The sequence below is a fragment of the Epilithonimonas hominis genome (assembly GCF_003730015.1).
Lineage (GTDB): Bacteria > Bacteroidota > Bacteroidia > Flavobacteriales > Weeksellaceae > Epilithonimonas > Epilithonimonas hominis.
In genome coordinates, this window is sequence record NZ_RJTU01000079.1 from 1 (window position 1) to 26,486 (window position 26,486).

Annotated in this window: 25 protein-coding genes and 1 tRNA gene; 16 read left to right on the plus strand and 10 right to left on the minus strand. The window is 37.1% G+C overall.

Features of this window, described 5'->3' with window-relative positions:
• Window positions 1–149: 149 nt before the first annotated feature.
• A tRNA-Asn gene (locus tag EGH73_RS12400) sits at window positions 150–223 on the minus strand.
• A 73-nt stretch (window positions 224–296) separates the two neighbouring features.
• Window positions 297–1,805: an RIP metalloprotease RseP gene (gene rseP, locus EGH73_RS12405; RefSeq protein WP_123282109.1), complete on the minus strand. Its 1,509-nt coding sequence runs from the start codon at window positions 1,803–1,805 to the stop codon at window positions 297–299.
• 272 nt (window positions 1,806–2,077) lie between these two features.
• Here rseP and EGH73_RS12410 point away from each other — a divergent pair, with 272 nt between their 5' ends.
• Window positions 2,078–2,980 (plus strand): pirin family protein, encoded by a 903-nt coding sequence (locus EGH73_RS12410; protein ID WP_123282110.1) that lies wholly within the window; start codon window positions 2,078–2,080, stop codon window positions 2,978–2,980.
• The gene (locus EGH73_RS12415) at window positions 2,977–3,798 is read left to right on the plus strand and encodes a GLPGLI family protein (protein ID WP_123282111.1); all 822 of its coding nucleotides are present in this window, start codon (window positions 2,977–2,979) and stop codon (window positions 3,796–3,798) included. Before EGH73_RS12410 ends, EGH73_RS12415 begins: the two co-directional genes overlap by 4 nt.
• 55 nt (window positions 3,799–3,853) lie before the next feature.
• Here the strand turns inward: EGH73_RS12415 and EGH73_RS12420 are convergent, their stop codons facing one another.
• The 4 genes from EGH73_RS12420 to EGH73_RS12435 all read right to left on the minus strand — a co-directional run bounded on the left by EGH73_RS12420 (window position 3,854) and on the right by EGH73_RS12435 (window position 9,092).
• Window positions 3,854–4,291, minus strand: a complete 438-nt coding sequence (locus tag EGH73_RS12420; RefSeq protein ID WP_123282112.1) for a DUF6646 family protein — start codon at window positions 4,289–4,291, stop codon at window positions 3,854–3,856.
• 145 nt (window positions 4,292–4,436) lie between these two features.
• On the minus strand, window positions 4,437–5,477 hold the full coding sequence (locus EGH73_RS12425) for a cytochrome d ubiquinol oxidase subunit II (protein WP_123282113.1): 1,041 nt from the start codon (window positions 5,475–5,477) through the stop codon (window positions 4,437–4,439).
• A complete protein-coding gene (locus EGH73_RS12430; RefSeq protein ID WP_123282114.1) occupies window positions 5,474–6,817 on the minus strand; it encodes a cytochrome ubiquinol oxidase subunit I in 1,344 nt (447 codons plus the stop codon). Before EGH73_RS12430 ends, EGH73_RS12425 begins: the two co-directional genes overlap by 4 nt.
• A 148-nt stretch (window positions 6,818–6,965) precedes the next feature.
• The gene (locus tag EGH73_RS12435; RefSeq protein WP_123282115.1) at window positions 6,966–9,092 is read right to left on the minus strand and encodes a prolyl oligopeptidase family serine peptidase; all 2,127 of its coding nucleotides are present in this window, start codon (window positions 9,090–9,092) and stop codon (window positions 6,966–6,968) included.
• 214 nt (window positions 9,093–9,306) lie between these two features.
• Here EGH73_RS12435 and EGH73_RS12440 point away from each other — a divergent pair, with 214 nt between their 5' ends.
• From EGH73_RS12440 to EGH73_RS12455, 4 genes are all read left to right on the plus strand, one after another.
• Window positions 9,307–10,023, plus strand: a complete 717-nt coding sequence (locus tag EGH73_RS12440; RefSeq protein ID WP_123282116.1) for a polyprenol monophosphomannose synthase — start codon at window positions 9,307–9,309, stop codon at window positions 10,021–10,023.
• A gap of 1 nt (window position 10,024) precedes the next feature.
• Complete coding sequence (locus EGH73_RS12445; protein ID WP_123282117.1) at window positions 10,025–10,399, plus strand: DUF4296 domain-containing protein; 375 nt, start codon at window positions 10,025–10,027, stop codon at window positions 10,397–10,399.
• Window positions 10,400–10,457: 58 nt separating this feature from the next.
• Window positions 10,458–11,588 (plus strand): tRNA guanosine(34) transglycosylase Tgt, encoded by a 1,131-nt coding sequence (gene tgt, locus EGH73_RS12450; RefSeq protein ID WP_123282118.1) that lies wholly within the window; start codon window positions 10,458–10,460, stop codon window positions 11,586–11,588.
• A gap of 86 nt (window positions 11,589–11,674) precedes the next feature.
• Window positions 11,675–12,769, plus strand: a complete 1,095-nt coding sequence (locus tag EGH73_RS12455) for an LptF/LptG family permease (RefSeq protein ID WP_123282119.1) — start codon at window positions 11,675–11,677, stop codon at window positions 12,767–12,769.
• A gap of 2 nt (window positions 12,770–12,771) precedes the next feature.
• On the opposite strand, the gene EGH73_RS12460 is transcribed toward EGH73_RS12455, so the two are convergent.
• Entirely contained in the window at window positions 12,772–13,482 is a 711-nt protein-coding gene (locus tag EGH73_RS12460) for a biotin--[acetyl-CoA-carboxylase] ligase (RefSeq protein ID WP_123282120.1), read from the minus strand.
• Window positions 13,483–13,568: 86 nt separating this feature from the next.
• Between EGH73_RS12460 and rsfS the strand changes: the two genes are divergently transcribed.
• The 6 genes from rsfS (at window position 13,569) to EGH73_RS12490 (ending at window position 19,155) form a co-directional block, all read left to right on the plus strand.
• Window positions 13,569–13,931, plus strand: a complete 363-nt coding sequence (gene rsfS / locus EGH73_RS12465) for a ribosome silencing factor (protein ID WP_089770896.1) — start codon at window positions 13,569–13,571, stop codon at window positions 13,929–13,931.
• Window positions 13,932–13,973: 42 nt separating this feature from the next.
• Entirely contained in the window at window positions 13,974–15,935 is a 1,962-nt protein-coding gene (ftsH, locus tag EGH73_RS12470) for an ATP-dependent zinc metalloprotease FtsH (protein WP_089770895.1), read from the plus strand.
• Window positions 15,936–16,069: 134 nt separating this feature from the next.
• Entirely contained in the window at window positions 16,070–16,648 is a 579-nt protein-coding gene (locus tag EGH73_RS12475) for an LUD domain-containing protein (protein ID WP_089770894.1), read from the plus strand.
• Window positions 16,649–16,657: 9 nt separating this feature from the next.
• On the plus strand, window positions 16,658–17,533 hold the full coding sequence (locus EGH73_RS12480) for a phosphatidate cytidylyltransferase (RefSeq protein WP_123282121.1): 876 nt from the start codon (window positions 16,658–16,660) through the stop codon (window positions 17,531–17,533).
• Between the two features lie 9 nt (window positions 17,534–17,542).
• Window positions 17,543–18,196 carry a phosphatidylserine decarboxylase family protein gene (locus EGH73_RS12485; RefSeq protein WP_123282122.1) on the plus strand — a complete coding sequence of 218 codons (654 nt, stop codon included), beginning with the start codon at window positions 17,543–17,545 and terminating at the stop codon, window positions 18,194–18,196.
• 164 nt (window positions 18,197–18,360) lie between these two features.
• Window positions 18,361–19,155 carry an alpha/beta hydrolase gene (locus EGH73_RS12490; protein WP_123282188.1) on the plus strand — a complete coding sequence of 265 codons (795 nt, stop codon included), beginning with the start codon at window positions 18,361–18,363 and terminating at the stop codon, window positions 19,153–19,155.
• A 219-nt stretch (window positions 19,156–19,374) separates the two neighbouring features.
• On the opposite strand, the gene lon is transcribed toward EGH73_RS12490, so the two are convergent.
• Window positions 19,375–21,777 carry an endopeptidase La gene (gene lon, locus EGH73_RS12495; protein ID WP_123282123.1) on the minus strand — a complete coding sequence of 801 codons (2,403 nt, stop codon included), beginning with the start codon at window positions 21,775–21,777 and terminating at the stop codon, window positions 19,375–19,377.
• A 136-nt stretch (window positions 21,778–21,913) separates the two neighbouring features.
• On the opposite strand from lon, the gene EGH73_RS12500 reads away from it, so the two are divergent.
• A complete protein-coding gene (locus tag EGH73_RS12500; RefSeq protein WP_148041708.1) occupies window positions 21,914–22,429 on the plus strand; it encodes a hypothetical protein in 516 nt (171 codons plus the stop codon).
• Window positions 22,430–22,477: 48 nt separating this feature from the next.
• Entirely contained in the window at window positions 22,478–22,708 is a 231-nt protein-coding gene (locus tag EGH73_RS14095) for a hypothetical protein (protein WP_123282125.1), read from the plus strand.
• Window positions 22,709–23,156: 448 nt separating this feature from the next.
• On the opposite strand, the gene EGH73_RS12510 is transcribed toward EGH73_RS14095, so the two are convergent.
• On the minus strand, window positions 23,157–23,801 hold the full coding sequence (locus EGH73_RS12510; protein ID WP_184808112.1) for a bacteriocin fulvocin C-related protein: 645 nt from the start codon (window positions 23,799–23,801) through the stop codon (window positions 23,157–23,159).
• A gap of 127 nt (window positions 23,802–23,928) precedes the next feature.
• Here EGH73_RS12510 and EGH73_RS12515 point away from each other — a divergent pair, with 127 nt between their 5' ends.
• The gene (locus tag EGH73_RS12515) at window positions 23,929–24,255 is read left to right on the plus strand and encodes a helix-turn-helix transcriptional regulator (RefSeq protein ID WP_123282127.1); all 327 of its coding nucleotides are present in this window, start codon (window positions 23,929–23,931) and stop codon (window positions 24,253–24,255) included.
• Window positions 24,256–24,321: 66 nt separating this feature from the next.
• On the opposite strand, the gene EGH73_RS12520 is transcribed toward EGH73_RS12515, so the two are convergent.
• Window positions 24,322–25,542 carry an aminotransferase class V-fold PLP-dependent enzyme gene (locus tag EGH73_RS12520; protein ID WP_123282128.1) on the minus strand — a complete coding sequence of 407 codons (1,221 nt, stop codon included), beginning with the start codon at window positions 25,540–25,542 and terminating at the stop codon, window positions 24,322–24,324.
• A gap of 329 nt (window positions 25,543–25,871) precedes the next feature.
• On the opposite strand from EGH73_RS12520, the gene EGH73_RS12525 reads away from it, so the two are divergent.
• Entirely contained in the window at window positions 25,872–26,468 is a 597-nt protein-coding gene (locus EGH73_RS12525; RefSeq protein ID WP_123282129.1) for a superoxide dismutase, read from the plus strand.
• The last annotated feature ends 18 nt before the right edge of the window (window positions 26,469–26,486 follow it).

A 26,486-nucleotide genomic window follows, 5' to 3' on the forward strand; every position in this document is an offset into this window, starting at 1 on the left:
CAAGTTTTGAAACTAATCCCTAATCCATCTTCATAACATTTATAAGAACTGCTAACTTGAAAAGTATAGAGCATATCAAATGTTTCAGTATTGTTTCAGGCAAAAATACAAAAAGGGTTTTACATTTCTGTAAAACCCTCTGTTTTAAGCTCCTCCTGCTGGGCTCGAACCAGCGACCCTCTGATTAACAGTCAGATGCTCTAACCAACTGAGCTAAGGAGGAATGTCCTTTGTTTTAAGTGGTGCAAATATAAGAGGAATTTCCTTTATCCACCAAATTTTTAAAGAACTTTTTTTTAATTTTTTTGAGTCAAAAATTGACTGATTACTTTAACTATGTCATTTCCAAATATTAACACCATCAGTCCTAGTAAGAAAATAACGCCTATCATCTGTGCATTTTCCAAAACTTTTTGTGGTACAGGCTTGCCTGTGATGATTTCCCAAAGCGTAAACAATACGTGACCACCATCTAATCCTGGAATTGGAATCAGGTTGAGGAAAGCCAGCCATACAGAAAACATAGCAGTAAAGCCCCAGAAAAATTCCCAATCTATAGACAGTCTTCCATCATTACTCTTTTCAACGTGCATATTATTGACAATGGCAATTGGCCCGCCCACTTTCTTATAACCCTGCGTTTTGGTATTAAAGATGATTTTAAACTGTTTTATCTGCATAGTCAGAACATCTATCGTTCTTGTAAATCCTCTCGGAACAGCTTCCAGGAAAGAGTATTCCTTGGTTACTTGGGACTTGTCAAGGTATTTTTGAGCTATTTTAGGATCAAAGGCGAATCCAAGTTTAGCATCATCGCCAACATTTGCAGTCAATTTTAAAGGTTGCTTGTTACGAAGAACATCCAATTCTATAGTTTTACCTTTATTGATTTTTAATTCTTCTGCCAATTGGTCAAAATAAACTGTTGGTTTGCCATTTACGCCAACGATTTCGTCCCCTTTTTGTAGCCCGGCTTTCATAGCTGGTTTGTTAGGAATAACAGAATCAACAACAGCAGGGAAACGATTCATGAAATAAAGCTTCGCTTCGTTCGCATGAAGAACTTCGGCAACGCCATCTTCATTGATGGGGAATGTTACTTCCTTTCCATCCCTCAAAACCGTTACATTATCCGCAAAAAGCATATTAATGCTGGATGTTTCCATTCTTTCAGCTGGTTTCCCATCTATTTTCAGGATTTTATCACCTGTTTTTAGTCCCATTTTCTGTCCAGCATCAGAAACAGCAATTCCATTTTCGAATTTGGAATTATCATGAAACTTTTCGCCAGTAAAAAAAGAAAGACAAGAATAAATCAACCACGCCAGAAAGAAATTAACCGTCACACCTCCCAGCATAATGATTAGCCGCTGCCAAGCTGGTTTTGCACGGAACTCCCACGGCTGCGCCGGTTTCTTCAGCTGCTCGGTGTCCATGCTTTCGTCCACCATTCCTGCAATTTTCACATAGCCGCCCATTGGCAACCAGCCGATGCCGTATTTCACACCTTCGTGTCTTCTCCAGTCATCTTCCGGAAGTGCGGAAGTGTCAATCGGTTGTGTTATTTTTTTACCGTTGATTTCAACCTCTTCATCCGTAGGCTGGTTTTTTGAAAAGAATTTATATTGCCATTTTCCATTGATTTTCTTCATGGCGAAGATGGAAAAATAAGGATCGAAGAATAAAAAGAATTTATCTACTTTGGTTTTGAACCATTTCGCTGGCAAGAAGTGCCCGATTTCGTGTAATGTTACAAGGATAGAAATGCTCAGGATGAACTGAAATATCTTTAATGCTAATTCCATTAATATGTTTTAAAATTATAGTTGTCAAAGGTAATCATTTAGTCAGAAACTATACCAATGTAAAAACCAGCCTTTTTTCTGCCAAATTTGCACTTGGTGCTAATGATAATTTGGGCAGCTTATCCGCCCTCCGCTATTATCTTTTTGCTCGGCATAGCCTCTCGCAAAAAGGATAACCGCTCAGGTCGGGCTGCGGGCGATTCAGCGGAAAATCAAAAGTGTAAATATTAGATAGAAATCCTTAATTTTAAATCCATATTAAAAATGAAATAATGTCAAATATTGAGATGATAATCGAGGAAAGAGCAGCAGATATCGGTAATTTTCTGGTTGGTAGATTGTTGCCGTTTTCTCAAAAGAGAAGCGTTGGGCCATTTGTATTTATCGATCATATGGGACCTGCTGCGCTCAAAGATTATGAGAATATGGATGTTCCACCACATCCACACATTGGACTTTCCACTTTGACATTTTTGTTCGAGGGGAGCATCATGCACAGAGATTCTATCGGGACAGAAATCGAGATCAAGGAAGGCGCTGTCAATTGGATGACTGCCGGAAAGGGTGTTGCTCACTCCGAAAGAACACCTGAATATCTCAGAACTACTGATAAAAACCTCCACGGATTACAGATTTGGGTCGCACTCCCAAAGGAATTGGAAACAATGGAACCCGAGTTTTTCCACATCAACAAAGAAGACATCCCAAGCTGGATAGACAACGGAATCAACTATAAATTAATCGCCGGCGAAATCCTCGGACGCAAATCTCCCGTTCCGGCTTATTCGCCGCTTTACTTTCTGGAAGTCAAAAATACGCTCCAGGAAGATCGGGAAATCATTCTTGGCGATTATCTTTTTGGCGAGTCTTCTCTTTACATCTTAGATGGAAACATAGAAAGTGAAGGCAATCTTTATACGCCGAAACACATCCTGATTGCGAAAGATGCCAAACTTTGCCATTTCACATTGAAACCGAATTCTACAGTTTATATCTTTGGAGGCGAAGCGTTTCCGGAACCAAGATACATCTATTGGAACTTTGTAGCGACTTCCCTGGAAATGATTGAAGACGGCAAAACCAGATGGCAAAACCACGAATTCCCAAAGGTGATTAATGATGACGGTTATGTTCCTTTGCCGCCACAGAATAAAAATATTAAAATGAAAGAATGAGAAATGTAATTATTGGAAGTCTCTTGTTAATCTTCTCATTAGCAAACGCTCAAGTTCACAGATTTTATTACGAACTGACTTACAAGCCGACCAAAGATTCTATCACAACGGAAAAGGAAATGATGGTTTTGGATGTTGGGAAAGATGAATCGCTTTTTATGCCTTACAAGCAGTTAGACTATGATTCTACCTTGACAGCCGGCATCAGAAAAGCTCAGGAAATGGGCACCGATGTAGATGCGACCATCATGGCGAAGAAGGCTCCGGTTATCAGCTACCGAATCAACAAACTGAAGAATGGGAAGTTACGGTACAAAGATTTCATCGGAATGTCGGAATATTATGTTTATGAGGAGAATCCAAATCTGAAATGGCATATCTCGTCTGAAAAAGAAAAAATCGGTGTTTACCATACACAAAAAGCGTCAACCGAATTTGGCGGAAGACAATGGACTGTCTGGTTCACTCCGGAAATCCCGATTCAGGATGGACCGTATAAATTCTCAGGTTTGCCCGGACTCATTGTGAAAATCGAAGATGCTGTTCAGAATTACATCTGGACATTAGAAGGCAATAAAAAACTCAACCAAAACATCGACACCAACAAACAGAACTACCTGGAGTTTCAAATGGGAGAAGCGAAGAAAATCTCCAAAGACGGTTTCGTAAAAAGAATGAGTGAATACCGAAAAAACCCGATGGGACAGATGTCACAATGGTATGAAGATAAGGATGCAGAGCTGATGAAGAAACTGAAAGAGCAGGAAACCCGCGAAAAACAAAAACTCAATCATTACAACAATCCTGTTGAGCTATAAAAAAAGCATTTCGGAATTTCCGGAATGCTTTTCAATATATGATTTGGTGTAGAATTTAGAAGTTGAAAGAAACCCCAATGCTTCCATTGTTACCAGCCTCGATGTAAGCACCCACGCTGTCATTGAAGAAGTAGCGCACACCCAAGTGAACACCCAGTCCGAAATCGCTACCCAAAACTCCAAGATCTACACCCGGATAGATGTCCCACTGGCTCGGCAAGTTCAAAGGGTCCTGTAAGTGGAAATTAACTCTACCGAAAACGAAGAAGTTATTATCCTTGTTATTATCTTTATAATCACTGAAGTAGATGTTTGCTCCACCTCCTAATGAAACGATTTTTGATAAACCATAGTCATAAGTTCCGGTAATCCCGGTTCCGTTACCCCAAGCATTTAGACCTACTTGAAGTTTTTGGTCGCCTTTTCCTGTCCAAGCCTGTGCATACGATAGAACACCGGCGAAAAGTCCGAACGCTAATAATAGTTTTTTCATAAGCGTAAGTTTATTTTTTGATTAATAAATTTCAGGTATCAAAAATAAGACCATTAGTGCATTTTGTAGTTCTAGAAGGATTTTTTGCTGTTTTTTTTCTTTCCGAAAATATTTTTAAATAAGTGTAAATAAATTTAAACAATAATTAAGGCCTTTCAATAGATCGGCTTTTCACTTTTGATTTCCGGCTCTGGTCACCAAAAGAAATCAGCAGATAAAACAGAAAAGGCAGGATGAATATACTCCCAAGAACCAAGGCCCACCCAAGTGCTGCAATCGTTTTTGGGGCGGCACTTTCATCGAAAAGTGAAAGATGTGTACCGTTTGCAAATAAAATAATATTAGGATTATGCTGATATGTCGCCGCAACCAAAATCATAATAATCTGAAAACCTCCGAATACCCGAACTAATAAAAACTGTTTTTTCTTAATGGCCTCATTGGTGAACAAAAGGCTAATGGTAGCCAATGTGATTACGACGATGCCAAGTGCGTTTGAGAAAATCCAGTTGAGCAATGGAATTTGAGAATAGTAAGCGCTTAAAAAAACCAAAATACCGGTTGCAACAACATATATAGCAGTTTCCCGCGCTTTCTGCACCATAACGGACAATGCATCACTAAAACGGGCTTCGTGCAAAGAAAATAGTGAGGCTAGATAAGCACACAACGAAACCGTAAAAAAACCGACAGATATTCCGAAAGGATTGAGCCAACTGAAGATATAAAGACCTAAAAAATCTTTGGCTTCCGTGTCAATAGAACCGGAAATCGTGGCTGCAGCAATAATACCTAAAAAGAAAGGCGTCAGCAGGCTGGAGTAGTAGAAGATCTGAGTGTAGATTTTTTGCCAGCTGTCATCCACAGCATCGTAATTCCTGAAGGTAAATGCAGTTCCTCTAGCAATGATGCCAATTAGCATCAGAACAACAGGAATATGCAGATAGGTAGAAACAGTAGTATAAATGGTCGGAAATCCAACAAATAAAATCACAACAGCAATTATCAGCCACATATGATTGGCTTCCCAAATCGGTGCAATTGATTTGGACATAATCTTTTTCGTTTTTTCACGATAAGTTTTTTTAGAGAACAGTTCAATAATTCCTGCCCCGAAATCGGCTCCGCCAGTAATCACATAAAGACAGATTGAAATCCAAAGAAATGCAATGACAACGTAAATCATAATGTTTTGTTTTTAGGATTATAATTCGGGTCTGTCGGGTCATACAGTTTCGGAACCATTTTGATTTGTCTCAAAAGTAAAAAGATGATAATCAGTGATAACGAAATAAAAACTAATGTGAAGAAATAAAATGAGTATTGGATTCCCGGCATCGGTGTAACGGCATCTATGGTTTTCATAATACCATAAATGATCCACGGCTGTCTGCCAACTTCTGTTACTGTCCAACCCGCTTCTAATGCGATATAACCGAATGGAATTGCTGCAACGAACATTTTCAAATACCAGCTTTTGGTCAGCCATTCTTTTTTCCAAAAAGTGGCGATGAGGTAAACGAAGCCAATTAACATCATTACACTTCCAAAAAATATCATAATTTGAAAAGCATAATGAACGACTGCTACCGGTGGCCAGTGATCCTTGGGGAAATCCTTCAGTCCTTTTACCTCTGCATCAAAATCACCCCAGGCTAGAAAGCTGAGAAGTTTCGGAACTTTTATGGCATATTTTATCTGTTCATTCTCTTCATCCGGGATTCCACCGATGACGAAACTGGCGCCTTTTTCTGTTTCAAAATGCGCTTCCATTGCAGCCAGCTTTACAGGTTGTCTTTTGGCGACAGACTTTGCAGCAATATCTCCGCTGATGGGCGCCAGAAGCGCACCTATAATAGCAAAACCTGCGGAGATCCTGAATGCTTTCTTATGAAAACTGACATTTCTTTTCTTTAAAACCATTAAAGCGTGAATACCCGCTACTGCAAATCCTGTTGCCGCAAAAGCAGCTACCGTCATATGAAATGCCTGTGGAAACCAAGCGTCATTAAACATCGCTTTTATCGGATCAATATTCAGATATTCTCCATTAATATAATCGAAACCAGCAGGACTGTTCATCCACGCATTCGCAGCAACAACCAAAATACCTGAAGCTAATCCGCTGACGCCAACCACCACACCGCAAAACCAGTGAAACCACTTGTTGAACTTTTCCCAGCCGTAAAGGAAAAATCCTATAGCTATTGCCTCAATAAAAAAAGCGGTGCCTTCCAGAGAAAAGGGCATTCCGAAAATCGGACCGGCATGTTCCATAAATTTAGGCCAGAGTAATCCTAACTCAAAAGAAAGCATCGTTCCGGAAACAGCACCTGTTGCAAACAGAATAGCGACACCTTTGCTCCACGCTTTGGTGAGACCTTTGTAAACCTCATCTTGAGTTTTAAGGTATTTGTAATGAGAAAAAGCCATCAGAAAAGGCATTACCATTCCCACACAAGAAAATATGATGTGGAAGCCCAATGAAACGGCCATCTGAGATCGGGCAGCCAGAAAATCATCCATAATTTCAATTTTATTGTAAAGTTAGGATTTAATGATGTTACAATCACATATAATAAGAAGAGAAATATCATATTCGTAGTGACTTTGGGATGATATTTTTCAATACTCTTACAACAAAAAATCCTGAAATTTTTCAGGATTTTAAATATTATTTTGATGATTTCAGAGATCTGATTCCCATTTCATAAAGTGCAAAACTGAGCAGGTCAGCATTTTCGCCAATGATCTGTTCTGTAGATCTTCCTGCACCATGACCTGCATTTTTTTCAATTCTGAGTAATATCGGATTGCTGCATGCTTGCTTTTCCTGTAGCTCTGCCCCGAATTTGAAGGAGTGTGCAGGAACCACACGATCATCATGATCACTCGTGATAATCATAGTAGAAGGATAGCAGGTTCCGGCTTTTACATTGTGAACAGGTGAGTAAGACTTGAGGTATTCGAACATTTCCTTGCTGTCTTCAGCGGTTCCGTAATCATAGGCCCAGCCCGCTCCGGCTGTGAATTTATTATACCTAAGCATATCCAGAACGCCTACTCCGGGGAAAGTCACTTTTGCCAGATCCGGTCGCATCGTCATTGTCGCACCCACTAGCAAACCACCGTTGGAACGGCCTGAGAGCGCCATATATTCTTTGGATGTGTAACCTTTTGCCTGCAGATATTCGCCGGCAGCAATGAAATCTTCAAACACATTTTTCTTTTGCTGTTTTGTGCCTGCATCGTGCCATTTCTTGCCATACTCGCCACCTCCTCGGATGTTTGGAACCGCATAGATTCCGCCATTTTCCATCCAGATCGCATTCACAACCGAGAATGCAGGCTGAAGGCTGATGTTGAAACCACCATAAGAATATAAAATCGTTGGATTTTTACCATCCAGCTTTGTTCCTTTTTTATAGTTGATCATCATCGGAACTTTTGTACCATCTTTCGACGTATAAAAAACTTGCTCAGAAATGTAATTTTCTGGGTTGAATTTCACATTTGGCTTCTCGTAGATCTCCGATTTTCCTAATGCTACATTATACTTGTAAATGGTTCCCGGCGTAATATAGTTTGTAAATGAGTAATAGATATCTTTATCCTCTTTTTTGCCACCAAATCCAGAAACAGTTCCTTTGCCTGGTAATACAATTTCTCTCACCACTTTCCCAGTTTTGTCGAATTGCTTCACAAGGCTGATGGCATCTTTCATATATTTACCGAAGAAGTAACCGCCAGCTTCAGAAACGCTGAGTACATTCTCCGTTTCTGGGATCACATCTTTCCAGTTTTCTGGGCTTGGATTTTTGATGCTTACTTTTACAAGCTTCATATTTGGAGCATCTTTATCGGTGAAGATGAAAAGGTCATCACCCTGAGTATCCACAATATTAGCATTGATGTCAAAACCTTTGTTGATTTGCACAAAATCGCCACCGTTTTTCAGATCTTTTATATACAGTTCGTTTCCGTTGGTTGCGTTGGCTGCAGAGATGATGAGAAATCTCTGATCTTCTGAAACACCTGCAGACAGATATCTTCTGGGTGTTTTTTCGCCGCCGAAAATCAGCTGATCTTCGGATTGTTTTGTGCCCAGTTTATGGAAATAAACCTTGTGTTTATCCGTCATTCCGGAAAGTACCGTTCCTTCTTTTGGTTTGTCATAGCTGGAGTAGTAGAAACCTTCATCACCTTTCCAAGCAATGCCACTGAATTTCACATCCACCATTGTTTCATCAATTTGTTTTTTGCTGATCGCATCGATGATGATTATTTTATTCCAGTCGCTTCCACCTTCAGAAATAGAGTAGGCGGCAAGATTCCCTTTTTTGTTGAACGACAGGTTGGAAAGTGAGGTAGTGCCTTTCTCAGAAAACGTATTAGGATCTAGGAAAACCTCGACTTTTTTGGTTTTGTTATTAGTTCTGTAAAGTACCGATTGTGCTTGTAATCCGTTGTTTTTGTAATTATAAGTGTAATCACCTTCTTTGAACGGTGCTCCTATTTTTTCATAGTTCCAGATGTCCCGCAGCTGATTCTTAATGGTTTCTCTGAAAGGGATTTTGGAGAGATAGTTCTGGCTGTAAGCCACCTCTTCGTCCACCCATTTTTTTGTAGCTTCTGAATCGTTTTCCAGATCGCGGAAAGGATCTGCGACCTGTGTCCCGAAATAATTGTCCGTTTGATTGCCTTTCTGGGCTTTTGGGTAATTGGGTTTTGCCATAGACTGTGCATTGACTCCAGTGTAGAAAACGACTGCGGCTGCAATCAGTATTGAGTATCGTTTCATTTTTATTGTTTGATGGTTTTCAAAATTAATAAAAATTATCTCCAAAGCTTTGTTACGTAGGATAAAATAATATAAAATTTTAATTTATATCAAGGATATTAAAAAAGTAGCGCCTAAGGTTATAATGGTTTTGCACGGGTTAAAAAAAGTTAATTTATTTTACTCTGAAAAACATTAGCCCGTAAAAGATTATCTTTGCGAATTATTTTACTGGATGAAGAAGCTTGTCATTATTCCGACTTATAACGAGAAAGAAAACATCGAAAAGATCATTTCGGCAGTTTTTGCTCTGCAGCAGGATTTCCACGTGTTGGTGGTAGATGATTCTTCACCGGATGGAACGGCTGAGATCGTGAAAAAACTTCGTGAAAAATATCCGTTGCAGCTTCACCTTACGATTAGAAAAATAAAAGATGGGCTGGGCAAAGCCTATATACACGGTTTTCAGTGGGCGATTCATAACGATTATGATTTTATTTTTGAGATGGATGCCGATTTTTCTCATAATCCAAAAGATCTGACCAGACTTTTCGAAGCCTGCAAAAGTGCAGATATGGCGGTGGGCTCTAGATACTCTCAGGGCGTGAATGTTGTAAATTGGCCGATGGGAAGAGTGTTGCTTTCTTACTTTGCCTCAAAATATGTAAGATTCGTGTTGGGGTTGCCAATTCATGATACTACGGCTGGTTTTGTGTGCTTTCGAAAAGAAACACTCTTAGCTATTGGGCTGGATAAAATCAAGCTGAAAGGCTATGGTTTCCAGGTAGAGATGAAATACCGGGTATTCAAGAAAAATCTTAAAATCGTAGAGGTGCCTATTATCTTTACGGATAGAACGGAAGGCGAAAGTAAAATGAATGGCGGAATTATCCAGGAAGCTGTTTTTGGCGTTCTGAATCTAAAATGGAAAAGTTTAATCGGGAAATTATAGGATGAGATTTTTTATTGCATATTTATTTCTTGCGATCTTTACATTATCCTGTACTGAAGCAATAGAAAAGCCGAAAGATATTTTATCGGAGGAAAAAATGTCTGAGATCATTGCAGATTTTGCCATTAATGAACAAAGCTATACCATAGGCGGTAATATCAATACAGAAAATGCCACAAGATTTATCCTGAAAAAATATAATATTAAAGGGCAACTGTTTACAGACAGCTATAAATATTATATGACCGATCCGGACACTATGAAAGAGATACTGGACGAGGCACAGAAAATTATAGTATCAAAAGATCCTAATGCCGAAGCTTTTATCAATAAAAAACTGAAGGAAAACAGCGGAATTCCGGCACAGGCAAGATAGAATTATAAATATATGAATGACGTTCGGTAAAAACCGGAGGCGAAATCTACTACATACAATGAAATTTTTTGAAATCGAAAAAAACTCGGAATCAAAAGCGAGAGCAGGCGTTATCACTACAGATCACGGAACCATTCAAACCCCCATTTTTATGCCTGTTGGAACGGTTGCATCTGTAAAAACAGTGCACCAGAGAGAGCTTAAAGAAGACATCAAAGCACAGATTATTCTCGGCAACACCTATCACCTGATGCTGCGTCCTAAAATGGATATTATGGAACAGGCAGGCGGTCTTCATAAATTTATGAATTGGGACAGGCCAATACTTACCGATTCCGGCGGATATCAGGTTTTTTCTTTGGCAAAAAGCAGAAAGATTACTGAAGAAGGCGTGAAGTTCAAATCTCATATCGATGGCAGTCTGCATTTTATGTCACCAGAGGTTTCTATGCAAATCCAAAGACAGATAGGAGCAGATATTTTTATGGCTTTTGATGAGTGTATTGCCTACCCAAGTGATTACAATGCGGTGAAAACCTCTATGGAACTCACACACCGCTGGCTGAAAAGATGTATTAGCTGGACCGAAGAGAACAAAGAATTGTATGGCCACAAACAGAGATTGTTCCCGATTGTTCAGGGTTCTTGTTTTTCTGACCTTAGAAAGATTTCGGCCGAGGTGATCTCAGAAGCCGGAGCCGATGGCAATGCTATCGGCGGACTTTCCGTGGGCGAGCCAGAAGATGAAATGTACAGAATAACGAATGAAGTGACAGACATTCTCCCAAAAGACAAACCAAGATATCTGATGGGTGTTGGCACGCCTTGGAACATCTTGGAAAGCATTGGTTTTGGAGTGGATATGATGGATTGCGTGATGCCGACGAGAAATGCCAGAAATGCAATGCTATTCACTTGGCAGGGCGTAATGAATATGAAAAATGAAAAATGGAAAACCGATTTTTCTCCGTTGGATGAGTTTGGGACAAGTTTTGTGGATCAGGAATACAGCAAAGCTTACGTAAGACATCTTTTCGTGGCAAAGGAATATCTGGCAAAACAAATTGCTTCCATTCATAACCTTGCGTTTTATCTCGATTTAGTGAAAGTTGCGAGAGAACATATTGTTGCAGGAGATTTCTACCAGTGGAAAGAGCAGATTATTCCTCAGTTAAAGACAAGGCTTTAGGAAGTAAAAAGTGAAGCGTAAAAAGTAAAACGGATTCTAGCAAATTAAAAAGTAAATATCCCTCATCTAACTCACTACCTGACTTTATGAAAATCATAGATCTTTACGTTATTAAAAAATATCTGGGAACACTCATTTTTATGTTGATGTTGCTTTCTGTAATTGTCTTGGTAGTAGATGTACAATCTAAAACACCCAGAATAGAGAGTAATGGTTTTACGGTGGGTTATTTTCTTCTGTATTTTTATCCGTTCTGGATTCTGAATCTCATACTGACATTTATGTCGATATTGATTTTTATTACAGTCATTTTCTTTACCTCTAGGATGGCTAATAATACGGAGATTGTTGCAATCATCAGCAGCGGTGCCAGTTTTCACAGATTTGCAAGGCCCTATCTTATTACATCGATTCTTATCGCATGTTTTACTTTGGCGCTCAATCATTTCATCTTGCCTTGGTCCAACATCAAAAAAAATGTTTTGGAGCCTTACACCTACAATGCGATAAACAGGGAAAAGTTATTGGGTAATATAACTATTGCCTCCAACCTCAATCCCAGCGAATATATTTTTGTAAACAGCTACAATAAAAAAGAAAACCGCGGTTCTGGGTATATGTATCAGAGGTTTGATAAAAACAAAAAACTGATTTATCAGATCACAGCTATGGATATCCAGTGGGAGCCGAAGAAAAAGCACTTTATAGTAAATAATTTCTCCGAAAGAACTGTGAGAAAAGATGATACTGAGCTGCTGGCAAATGGAGCGTCTAAAATACAGGATTTTAAGATGCCGCCATCGGAGCTCTTTCCGGATGTTTTGGTTGCGCAGAACAAAACAACTCCGGAACTGATTGAAATGATAAAACGGGAAAAAATGAAAGGAAACAGCAATGTTACTTCTTTTTATAACGAGTTGTACAAAAGGACATCTATGCCGTTTTCTATTATTATTCTGACTTTTTTGGGATTATCCTTGTCTTCGCAGAAAAAACGTGGCGGGCTTGGGCTGAATCTTGCTTTGGGAATTGCTTTGGCGTTTTTGTTCGTATTTTCTTTTCAGGTTCTTAATGTCGTTTCGGAGAATAAAACATTACCACCGTTGCTGGCTATGTGGCTTCCAAACATCGTTTTTGCCCCTATAGCAGCATATCTTTACATCAAGAGAGCCAATCAGTAAATTCAGTAAAGCATTTCGATTTCTTTATGAAAGAATTTTTGTAATCCTTCATTTTCTAAATCAATCCACAGATATCCCGCATTGTCAGCGTTTTTAACTATGCCATTTTGTCGCACTCTGTTTTTCTGAAAAACGGAAATTGCATCCCTCTTGAAAAGATGTAAATTATATTGTTCAAGAATTTTTTCTTCATCCGGGATATTCATAATTCTGGAAATAAAGTAAGTATGAAAATCCTGAATAAACGTTATCAAATCAATATTGACGCCTGTAACAGAAAGGATTGAGCCGGCTTTTGGCAGATTGCTAAAATCTTTTTGAAGGATATTAATTCCAATACCGATAATAAAATAATCGTTACCGTTCTTTTTTGTTTTCTCGATGAGGATCCCACAAACCTTTTTTCCGTTCAGAATGATGTCATTTGGCCATTTTATGCATGCAGATACATTTGTCATATTGTCTAGAAAATCCCTCACAATAATGGCGGTATAATAATTGAGGCATACACCGGAAATACTTATCTTATTGCGGATTACAGCTATAGAGTAAGCAAGGTTCTCGTTCGGAATCACTTCCCATTTATTACCATATTGGCCGCGGCCTTTGGTTTGATTAAAGGTAAAAACGGCGGTTGTTTCGTCTTCATTAATGAGGTTTATGATTTCGTCTTGAGTGGAAACACAATTTTCGAGATAGAGTAAACGGTTCATTTATGAAAACTTTATGAGATTATGAGGCACTAAACAAAGATAAATAGATAAAAATCAATAAATTTGCAATTACACAATTTTTTTGAATGAGTAAAAGTACAGAAAAACAATTATTAGTCGACAAGATCGTTGAAGCGATTCAGGATACAAAAGGAGAAGATATTCAGATCTTTGATCTGTCGGGCATAGAAAATTCAGTAGCAGAGACATTTGTCATCTGCAGCGGAAACTCTAATACGCAGGTTTCTGCAATAGCAGGCAACATAGAAAAAAAAGTCAGAAATGATATCAGAGAAAGGCCTTGGCATGTAGAAGGAACGGAAAATGCGATGTGGGTTTTGGTAGATTACGTTTCCGTTGTAGTGCACGTGTTCCAAAAACAGATCCGTGATTACTATGATATAGAAGAACTTTGGGGCGATGCTAAGATCACAAAAATCGAAAGCTAGAGATGTAATATGGGCATCAATAAATTTTTTTAAAAAACAAAAATGAATAATAAAGGATTCAATTGGTTCATACCAGTTTTATTAGGAATTATTTTACTCATATTTCTTCCGGGATTATTGGGAGATTCTATGGTAAAAAATATAGATGAAAAAGAATTTTACGGATTGGTTCAGCAAGGCAAAGTCAATGAAGTAATGGTTTACAGAGACAGCTTTAAAGCGGATGTTTATCTTACTAAGGAGGCTAAGTCTGAACTGCAAAAAGGCGAAAAGAAAAGCGATCCGCTTTCTATGATAAACGTGAAGCCGAGTCCGGATTTTGTATTAACTTATGGTGACCTGAGATATTTCCAGGAAAAGTTTGATGGTATCAATTCCAAGCTTCCGAAACAGGCAAGAATGGAATTCGGGAAAAGTCAGGGCTTTTTCTCAGATCTTCTTTTTACAGCATTATTCTGGATTGGGATTATGGCGTTATTCTATTTCGTCCTTTTCAGAAAAATGGGCGGTGGCGCAGGTGGTCCTGGCGGTCAGATCTTCAGCATAGGAAAATCCAGAGCTAAGTTGTTCGATGAAAAAGATAAAATCCAAGTAACATTTAAAGATGTTGCCGGATTAGAAGGTGCAAAAGAAGAAGTTCAGGAAGTCGTAGATTTCCTTAAAAACTCTGAAAAATATACCAAATTAGGTGGCAAGATTCCAAAAGGTGTTCTTCTAGTAGGTCCTCCGGGAACAGGAAAAACATTGCTTGCAAAAGCTGTGGCAGGTGAAGCAAAAGTACCTTTCTTTTCATTGTCTGGTTCCGATTTCGTAGAAATGTTTGTGGGTGTTGGAGCTTCCAGAGTAAGAGACCTTTTTGCTCAGGCAAAGGCAAAATCTCCGGCGATTATCTTTATCGATGAAATTGATGCTATTGGTAGAGCCAGAGGTAAAAACAATTTTTCAGGCGGAAACGACGAAAGAGAAAATACATTAAACCAGCTACTTACAGAAATGGATGGTTTTGGTACAGATACCAACGTTATTGTGATGGCGGCCACCAACAGAGCAGATATTCTGGATAAAGCATTGATGAGAGCTGGGCGTTTTGATAGGTCGATTTATGTTGATTTGCCAGAGCTTCACGAGAGAAAACAAATCTTTGAAGTTCATTTGGCAAAGATTAAACTCGATCCGAATATTGACAGAGAATTCCTAGCTAAGCAAACACCGGGATTCAGCGGTGCAGATATCGCAAACGTTTGTAACGAAGCGGCTCTTATCGCTGCTAGAAACTCACACGAGTCGGTTACAAAACAAGATTTCTTAGATGCTGTGGACAGAATAATCGGCGGTCTTGAGAAAAAAAATAAAGCAATAAAACCTTCGGAAAAGAAAAGAGTGGCCTTCCATGAAGCTGGTCATGCAACAATTTCTTGGTTGGTAGAGCATGCTGCACCATTATTGAAGGTTACCATCGTCCCAAGAGGACGTTCTCTAGGGGCAGCTTGGTATCTTCCGGAAGAGAGACAGCTCACCACCACAGAACAGATGCTTGATGAGATCTGTGCAACCTTGGGCGGTAGAGCTGCGGAACAGGCTGTTTTTGGAAATATATCTACAGGTGCTTTGTCCGATCTAGAAAGAGTGACTAAACAAGCTCAGGCAATGGTTACAATTTATGGTCTTAATGATAAAGTCGGAAACATTTCTTACTATGACAGCTCAGGCCAGTCGGAAATTAACTTCGGAAAACCATATTCTGAACAGACGGCCAAAGTGATAGATGAGGAGATTAGTAAATTAATCGAAACGCAATATCAAAGAGCAGTTAATATTCTTACTGAAAATAGAGATAAATTAGATGCATTAGCGCAGAAGTTATTAGACAAAGAAGTAATTTTCCGCGAAGATCTTGAAGAAATCTTCGGAAAAAGAGCTTGGGACCCGGAATTGACAGAAAAACCGGTGTCGAGTTTAGATAATCCTGCAGATGCTGGAAACGTCTTAAATACAGAGAGTTAATTTTTTAAAACTCATTTTATATAAAAAAAATCCTGGGGCAACCAGGATTTTTTTTATTAAAACAATATTTTGGTTTTTAGATTATTATAATTATTCTTTACATTTGTAATTAATAACAAAAAAAACCACAGTAATTGAGCCTGTTCAAGAAATTCGTTAATAAAATAATGAATCAGTCTGAGGAAGAAGAGCCGGATGTTACCAAACTTGCGGATCAACTTCGTGATGCAGATCTGGACTACAAGTTTGCCCAGCTCTTTACGCATTCCGGGGGATTCTTTAATTATTGTGCAGATGAGTCTGAGGCATTGCAGACCCTGAACCAGATCATCAAGATAGAACAGATTAACGACGTATTTTGCTGGGATCAGGATCTAAGAAATTTTCTTGATGTCATCAAATGCAAATATTCTCCAGAACTTACAGAAGATAATGATGCTGCATTTATTACCTGCGAGTATCTGATAGCTTTTGATGGCAGAATCATGCTGTCTCATAACAATATCCTTCATTATCATTCCTCTCGCTTGCCAAGCAAAATCATTATTATGGCTAATGTTTCACAAATTGCAAGCAATCTGAATGAAGCTATGATGAAGGTAAAACGCGCAGGAAATCTTAAAAACCTTACCTCAATAAGCGGAAGTCAGTCCAAATTGGATACACCTAATAAGGATAATACCAAACTTTTCTTACTTTTGCTGGAAGATTAAATTTCAGCTTTGGATAAAAATTTCTTTCAGCGCTCATTGTCGGGACTTGTTTATGTTCTCGTTATAGCCATTTGTACTACGCCAGTCGGCGCATATCTGTTCAGTAGCTTTCTTCCGGAAGTCAAACAGCAATATCTTTTTTATGGACTGATTACATTCTTTTTTGCCGTTGGCATTTTTGAATGCGTCAGAATCATGAAATTTGATAACGGTATCTATAAGTGGCTTGTTTTTCCGATTGCAGCATTTATTTACTACACTTTCACGAAACGGTTTTTTTATCATGGTTTTTTCTTCAATGTCAATCTGAGCGAGATGCTTTCTCTGGCACTGATTCCAATAGCCGCCATCACATTATTTAAATTTCCCAAGGAGCTTTATTTTGAAAACGGAAAACTGATTTTTACTGTAGTTTATCTCGCTTTGCCTTTTGGGTTTGCTTTAGGCTTGCCAAAATTCAGTACTCTTGATCCGGAATATACTTTTACTCTAGAGGTTTTTATGCTTTTTGTTTTGATATGGAGCAGCGATACTTTTGCTTATCTAACAGGGAAGTTTTTTGGGAAACATAAAATGGCGCCTAAAATCTCCCCTAAAAAAACGTGGGAGGGATTTGCTGGTGGTGTAGTCCTCACATTGGTATTGGGATTCTTTGTAGAGCAGTATTTCCCTGAACTGAGAGGAAACTGGATGATTGTCGGATTGCTGGTCTCTATCTTTGCTCCATTAGGAGATTTGGTAGAAAGTCAGCTAAAGCGTAGTTTTGCAGTCAAAGATAGCGGAAACATTATTCCGGGTCACGGTGGCGTTTTGGACAGATTAGACAGCTTCATAATCTGTGCACCGGTTGTTTATCTGTATTTTATTTTAGAAAAATTATTTTAGAAACAGCATATGAAATTACATAAAGAATCAAAAGGTACATTGATCGTTGCAATACTGTTTATTGCATTTGTCGGGGCAATTTCCATTTATTACCTGCATCTTTGGTCATTGCTGATTATGATCCCTCTTTTGATAATGTTAGGACTTATTTTCTGGTTTTTCCGGGTTCCCTACAGGGCCATTCTAGATCATAAAGAAAACGTAGTAGCGCCTGTTGATGGTAAAGTGGTGATGATAAAAGAAGTTTTCGAAGATGAGGTTCTCAAAGCCAATTGCATCCAGGTTTCTATTTTTATGTCGCCGCTCAATGTTCATATCTGCCGATATCCGGTAAGTGGAGATGTGATATATAAAAAATACCATCCAGGGAAATATCTCGTAGCGTGGCATGAAAAATCTTCTACGGAAAATGAAAGAACAACTGTGGCGGTAAAAAGTATGACGAACCATCAAGTGGTTTTCCGCCAGATTGCCGGTTATGTCGCCAGAAGAATTGTTTTCTATTGTAACATCGAAGACAAGGCAAAGGCAGGACACGAGTTTGGTTTCATCAAATTCGGATCCAGGATGGATGTCTTCCTACCGCTTGATACGGAAATCCTCTGTAAGATTGGTGACAAGACCAAAGGCGGAATAGACGTCATTGCCAGAATGAAGGATTAAAACTGATTGATTTTAATACAAAGAGACTTATTCAGAAGTCTCTTTTTTTATTTGTATGATGATTTTACAATTCAGTCATTATTTTGTACGGTTCAGTCGGATTAATTTCTTTTAGAGATCCTGCCGCTCTATCTTTGAACCATCAAATAAATAATTCAACAGCTATGAAAACATCATTATTTTTCTCATTATTTTTATTATTAGTTTCGTTCTTCTCCAAAGCTCAGATGGATGATAAATTTTATCAGCCTAAAAAGGAGATGAAAACGTTAGAATTCAAAAACATTGAAAACATAAGCCTTCCCGTTGAAAGCGATACGATAACAGCAGTGGTTCTAAAGCCGGAATCAAGACAAATCAAAAAAACAATCCTTTTTTTCCACGGTGCAGGCGGTAATATATCAACCTATCAGTTTATGACAAAGCCTTTGGTGGAAGCAGGATTTCAGGTTGTCATGATCGATATGAGAGGTTACGGGAAATCTACAGGAAAGCCAACACATCTTAATGTGGCTGCAGATGGCCAGAAAATGTTTGATTATCTGTTGTTGAGAAAAGACATCAGCAATACAAAAATTTATGTTTATGGCGCTTCCTTAGGATCTCAGATCGCAACGCACCTGGCAAAAGATAACCTATCGAAAATCTCAGGTCTGATTTTGGAAGGCGGAATGTCATCATTCACAGATATTGCAATTTTTTTCAAACCGGAGTACAAGGAAGTTATTGAGAAATTTGTTGTTTCTCCTTATTCTGCAAAAGAAGATGTAAAATCTCTTGCCGGACTTCCTAAACTATTTATTTACAGTAAAAATGATAAAACAGTTCCTTTTGAGCACGGCCAGCTTATTTACAATAATGCTCCGGAACCAAAACAATTTCTGGAATATAAAGCAGATCATCTGGAAGCGATATCATCTGAAAAAGATCAGGTTCTGAAAGCTATTGAGAAATTATAATACAACAGGGAAGATTATCTTCCCTTGCATTTTTAGCTATACAAAGTTTAATTTTTTCTCCATTATTAATCAGCATCCATAGAAATGATGAAAATCGAATGGCAACGAATTCTAATTAAACTCTTTTTTCTTATACCAAGATTATCTTATGACGAATTTGTAAAATAAAAATATCCGTCTGGTTTGGACGGATATTTTATTCGTTATGACAAGTTATTTTTATTTCAATGCGATTTCAATCACCTCGCTCATATTAGAAACATAGTTGATTTTTAGATTATTCAGGTAATCTTTTTTGATTTCCCCTACATCTTTTCTGTTCGCCTCACAAAGAATCACTTCTTTAATACCAGCTCTTGTCGCCGCCAAAAGTTTCTCCTTAATTCCACCAACAGGAAGAACTTTTCCTCTCAAAGTAATCTCGCCGGTCATTGCCAAATGAGATTTCACTTTTTTGTTTTTGTAGCTGGAAACCATTGAGGTTAACATTGCGATACCTGCAGACGGTCCATCTTTCGGCGTTGCGCCTTCAGGAACGTGGACGTGGATATTTTTTTTCTCTATATCTTCTTCGGAGATGCCCAGATCTTCGTGGTGCGCTTTGATGAATTCTAGAGCAATTGTTGCAGATTCTTTCATCACGTTTCCAAGATTTCCTGTCATTGTTAGACCGCCTTTTCCTTTGGAAAGGATACTCTCGATGAATAAAATGTCACCGCCAACACTAGTCCAAGCTAAACCTGTCACAACACCTGGCACATCTGTAATCTCCGATAATGTTTTCGGTCTCGGAACACCAAGAATTTCATCTACTTTTTCAATAGAAATTTTTGGGTTATATTGCTTTTCCATAGCCAGCTGCAAAGCAACCCAACGGGCAATTCCCGCAATTCTTTTTTCCAAAGTTCTCACACCGCTTTCAGAAGTATGCGCATCAATGATATGTTTTAGTTCAGCATTACCTATTTTCAATGATTTGGCATCCAAACCATTTTCCTGAAGTTGTTTTTTGATTAAGTGTCTTTTAGCAATTTCAATCTTTTCTTCTAAAGTGTAACCCGCAATGCTGATGATTTCCATTCTATCCAAAAGCGGACGCTGTACAGACGAAAGCGAGTTAGCTGTCGCAATGAACATTACTTTGGAAAGGTCGTAACCACATTCAAGGAAATTATCATAAAAGTTACTATTTTGTTCAGGATCAAGGACTTCTAATAGGGCTGAACTTGGGTCTCCGTGAATCCCTTGTCCGATTTTATCGATCTCATCCAAAACGATCACAGGATTAGATGTTCCGGATTTTTTGATAGATTGGAGTATTCTTCCCGCCATCGCACCGATATAAGTTTTTCTGTGTCCACGGATTTCACTTTCATCATGCAAACCGCCGAGAGAAACCCGAACATATTTCCTACCCAAAGAATCTGCAATTGACTTTCCAAGCGAAGTTTTTCCAACTCCCGGAGGACCAACGAGACAAAGGATTGGTGATTTCATATCGTTCTTCAGTTTCAGAACAGCAATATGTTCCAGGATGCGTTTTTTGATATCTTCCAGTCCAAAATGTTCTTTATCCAAAAGTTTTTCGGCTTTGTGGAGGTCAAAATGATCCTTAGAATAGTGTCCCCAAGGCAAATCTGTAAAAAAGTCCAGATAATTTCGCTGAACATTATAATCTGGCGAGTTAGGATGCTGCCGCTGAAGCCTCTGTAATTCTTTCTGGAAGTGATTTTCAACGTCAGTACTCCAAGTGATTTTTGCAGCCTTTTTCTTGAACTCATCTACATCAGATTCTGCACCACCACCTAACTCTTCCTGAATGGTTTTAATCTGCTGGTTCAGGAAATACTCCCGTTGCTGTTTGTCAAGATCTTTGCTTGTTTTTTGATGAATCTGATTTTTCAATTCCAAATGACGGTAATCGTCGTGCATCATTTCATATAAAGCATTAGCACGTCCAATCAATGTCTTTTCATCTAGCAATTTTTGTTTTTTGTCAGAAGAAAAATTACCGTTGGCAGAGACAAAGTTGAGCAGTTCTTCTTCACCTTCGATGTTTTTTAGCGCAAACTGCGCAGCATTTGGAATATTTGGATCAATATTGATAATTTTTTCTGCAAGATCTTTGATGTTGTCCATCAAAGCCAAAAATTCTTCTTTATCTTTTGGTTTAAAATCTTTTTGCGTTATGATTTTGGCAATAAAATACGGTTCATTAGAAACCATTTTTTTGATTTTGAATCGGTAATAACCTTTCGTAAGGGCTGTGATATTGCCTTCCGGAAGTTTGATGATCTTGATAACCTTTGCCAAAGTTCCGATAATGTAAAGGTCTTTCTCTGTTGGATTTTCCTCATTTGGGTTTTTTTGGCAGATAATTCCTATAAATTTATTTTCCTTTTGTGCATCTTCCAGTAATTTTTTGGATTTTTCCCTTCCAGCGGTAATTGGTGTAACCACAGACGGGAACATTACCATATTTCTTACAGGAAGAATCGGGAAAAGGTCTTGAGACTGATGGTTCTCTATCTCATCTAAGTCCGAAAAATTAATTTCTTCTGCGATGATTCCGAGACCATCGTCAAGAATCTCTTCAAAATTGATATTTTCAAATTCTGTCATAATATCGTTGATGACATAATGTCATTAATCTTAATTAATATAAAAATTGTTTCTCTATATTTCTTAGAAAATCAATCAGGTTGTATGTTGGATTATAATTTCGCAAGAGGTATGCCATTGGAAAAAACAATACAATTTGGCAGAAATATTATTAATAATTCTTATCTTAGTATCAATAAATAAAAATAAAATGAAAAACTTACTTAGAATATTTTCTATTATTATAATGATTTCAAGCTGTTCCTTCTATGGACAAGCACCATCCATCAACAAAAATGTGACTAATAATTCTTTCCGAGTAGAAACTTGGGGACAATTAGGAGCTGGAAATATTGTTGAAGATTATGAAACTGCGAAAGCAAAAACAAAAGACAAATCTAAACTCAAAGAATTGGTTTTAGATGCTATTTATAATAATGAGCAAGAAAAAAAAGCATTGGACGTTAAATCTTCTGAAAAAGAACAAATAATCAATAAATTAAAATATCAATTACAAAAGATTGAAGACAAGGATTCTTCTAAATATAAAAAGGCTGACGAAAAATTACAAAAAGAACAAACAGAATACAATACTATAACTAGTAGATTGGTAAAAAATCTTAAGGATAGTAATAAACTCCAAGAAGAGTATCAGCAAATTACGGGAGACTAATAAAAAGACTGTTTTTAAACAGTCTTTTTATTAGTCGAAGTTTTCCTAATGTTAATCATACAAGCTATTCTTAGATTTTATTTTAATTCTCATTACTTATTGATTCTAATTTTTGACAAAGCAAAAAATTCAAAAGCAACAATCAATGGAAAAGAAAATGAAATTAATAATATTTTTAATGAGGGTTTATCAAAAATAAACATTCCAAAAGTCAAATATAGAAATGTCGGAATCAAGAAAAATATTAAAATGTTTATTTTAAATATTTTTATAAAATAAAAATAGAATAAAGGAATTATTAGATATAAAAAATATAAAACAATATAGGGTTCAAATTTAAGAAACATTACAAAAAAAGATTGAAGTAATATTGGCGAAAGTCCAACGAATAAACTTAATTTAGAATGAAAATCAAATCGAGATAGAATTAACCCTATCGAAAAAGAAATAAAATAAAGTGGAAATTTTCTTGTGAAAAATAATTCTAAAACAAAATCATTTTTTGGTGCCGAATTGATTATTAAGAAGAGTAACACTGATATTACAAAAACAAAAATTTTATCTTTAAAAAAATCTTTATTTAAACCTAACAAAAAATATAAAACTATTTGCCCAACGAAAGGTATAATTGTATAAATATTTTTGTTGTAGAAAATATTAATTAGGGCTAACAATGTTAACCCTAAAATTAAGAAACATTTATTTTTTTTATTCAATTTATACAAAATTAAGGAACATAAATACAATAAGCGTCACAAGGCTCTCCATTCCACCATCCACAACCTGTTGTGGTTGAAACACATCCGCCAGCTTTACAAGGGTTGTCCATCGTACACATAGTACACCAGCTTGTGTAACAATCTCCACTACCAGTACCTCCTCCTGGAGTCGGATCCGGCATTTTGTGAGAAATAAAATATGGTGTTAATTGCTTTGTCGTTTTGTCAAAATTACTAAGATTTTGAAAATATAATTTCTCCTCATAATCTGAAAATCCTCCTTTTTGAGCAACAGTAGTAAGTTTTTGAAGGTCGCTTAACCCATTAATAGTTAGCTCTTTTATAATTTGCTCAACCACAAACTTTTGCTTTTTGTTCAAATCAACATTTTGCAAAATAAATTCCATTTTATTTATCCATAATTTCTTTTTTTGTTCATCATTCATTTTATTATAAACAAAATATCGAGAATAGTTATCATATTTTACAAATTCATTTCTATCAGAGTATTTTGTCAAATCAGGATTTTTAGCATAAGATTCTTCTATAGTCTCTTCTAAATGTTTTTGTTGGCTAATTATTTCCTGCTCTCGACAAGAGTGAAAGGATATAATACCAATTGTCATCAAAATAAAAGTAATAATTTTTTTCATCATATAAATTTTTAATTGTTAATAATTACAAACTTATTGAAGTTTTCTCCTATTATATCAACAAAAAACTCACAAATTTTGTGTAAATATTTACACAAAATCTTAACTTTGCTTTAAAACATAACCGATGATAGTTGGAAATAACCTGAGAAGACTTAGAATAAAATCTAAAAAGTCTCAACAAGACATTGCAGATTTATTAGAAATAGACCGTCGTACTTACATTAATTGGGAGAACGAAGAAAATGATGTGAAATCTGAGTATATACCTAGAATTGCAAAAATTTTTGATGTAGATATAAAAGATTTATTTCAAGACTCTAAAAGTAATATTCAAAATATTAATCAAGAAAATAAAGACAATTCAATTAATGGGGTTGTTTTTGTCTTGACTGATAAAGAAAATATTGATAGATTAACTGAAATATTAAAGATTAGTTTAGAAAAAAGATAATTTTCTAAATAAACCTTTTCAAAGTTCTGAACTCTGCAAGGGTTTTGAAATTTTATTTGAATTGATTTATACCAACATTCTCTGTGCTTTTTTCACACCCTCAACCAAAATATCAATTTCTTCCAAAGTATTGTAAACTGCAAAACTTGCACGAACTGTTCCAGCGATATTGAAAAAATCCATAATCGGTTGTGTACAATGATGTCCGGTTCTCACAGCAATTCCCATTTTGTCGAGAATCATTCCTGTATCAGAAGCTATTCCTGCACCTTCCAGATTGAAAGAAACAACTCCTGTCCTATTGGCTTTTTCTCCATAGATTTTGATTCCATCTAGTTCCAGAAGTTTTTTCTGAGCGTAAGCCAGAAGTTCGTTTTCGTGGATTTGAAGATTATCGTGACCGATTTGATTAATGAAATCAACAGCTGAACCCAAAGCGATATTTCCACCTACATTAGGTGTTCCAGCTTCGAATTTGAAAGGTAAACCTGCGTAAGTTGTTTTCTCGAAACTGCAAACCGCAATCATTTCGCCACCGCCGTGGAAAGGATGAAGATTTTCCAAAACAGATTCTTTTCCGTAAAGAATTCCGGTTCCCATTGGTGCATACATCTTGTGTCCTGAGAAAACAAAGAAATCACAGTCCAATTTCTGAACATCGATTTTGAAATGAGGCGAAGATTGTGCGCCGTCTATCAAAACATAAGCGTTGGAAAGTCTTCTTATTTTTTCAATGATTTGTTCGATTGGATTGATTATTCCCAAAGCGTTAGAAACCTGATTTACAGAAACGATTTTCGTTTTTTCATTAAGCCAAGAATCCAAAACATCGATTTGAAGAATTCCGTTTTCGTCCATTGGAATGACGCGAAGTTTTGCACCAGTTCTTTCGCAAAGCATCTGCCAAGGAACGATGTTGGAATGATGTTCCAGATATGAAATGATAATCTCATCATCTTTCTTGATTTGATTGGTCAAAGCATAAGCTACCAAATTGATTCCTTCGGTTGTTCCTTTTGTGAAAATAACTTCGTAATCGTGTTTTGCATTGATGAATCTTTGGATTTTCTTTCTGGAAAGTTCCATTTCTTCCGTTGCAATCTGACTCAATGTGTGAATCCCGCGATGAACATTGGCATTGATGGTTTCGTAATATTTTTCCCAAGTTTCTAAAACTGAAATCGGTTTTTGTGATGTTGCAGCGTTGTCCAGATAAACCAATGGTTTTCCATTAACCTGTTGATTTAGAATTGGAAATTGTGTTCTTATGTTGTTGTTATCAAACATTTTGGATGTAGATATTAGATGTTAGAATTTAGATGTTAGATTGAAATCCAATGTTTAAAACGTTGAATTATTGCAGCCCGTCCTGAGTGGAAATCCTTTTTTGTGGCTGGAAAAGCCCTGGCAAAAAGATTGGGAACGGAGGACGGAAAAGCTACCCAAATAATTAAAATGGTGTTTATAATTATTTAGAATGGGTCAAAGTTACGGCAAAATTTATTAAAAATTTCGATGTTAAATATTTATAAAATGAGTGTGATAATTGGATTAAGGAATAATTATTGAGTATTTTTGAGCAATTCATTTATTAATAACAAAATAAATACGAAACTATGGCATTCGAATTACCAAAATTAGCTTATTCGTACGATGCGTTGGAACCAACAATCGATGCGAGAACAATGGAAATCCACCACTCTAAGCACCACCAAGCTTATGTGGACAATCTTAATAACGCAATTGCAGGAACAGACCTTGAAGGAAAATCTCTTGAAGAAATCCAAAAAATAGGTACAGATAAACCAGCCGTGAGAAATAACGGAGGCGGACATTACAATCATTCACTTTTCTGGGAACTTTTGACGCCAGGAGGAAGCAAAGAACCAGTTGGAAATGTGAAAGCTGAAATCGAGAAAATCGGTGGTTTTGAAAAATTCAAAGAAGATTTTTCTAACGCTGCTAAGACTAGATTCGGTTCTGGATGGGCTTGGCTTGTAAAAAATGCTGACGGATCTGTGGTTGTTTCTTCCACACCAAACCAGGATAACCCACTAATGCCTGTTGCAGATGTGCAAGGAACTCCAATTCTTGGATTAGATGTGTGGGAGCACGCTTATTACCTGAATTATCAGAACAGAAGACCGGATTATGTTTCTGCGTTTTTTGATGTGATTAACTGGGATAAGGTTGAAGAGCTTTATAATAAATAAGATAAAAATTGTGGCCCC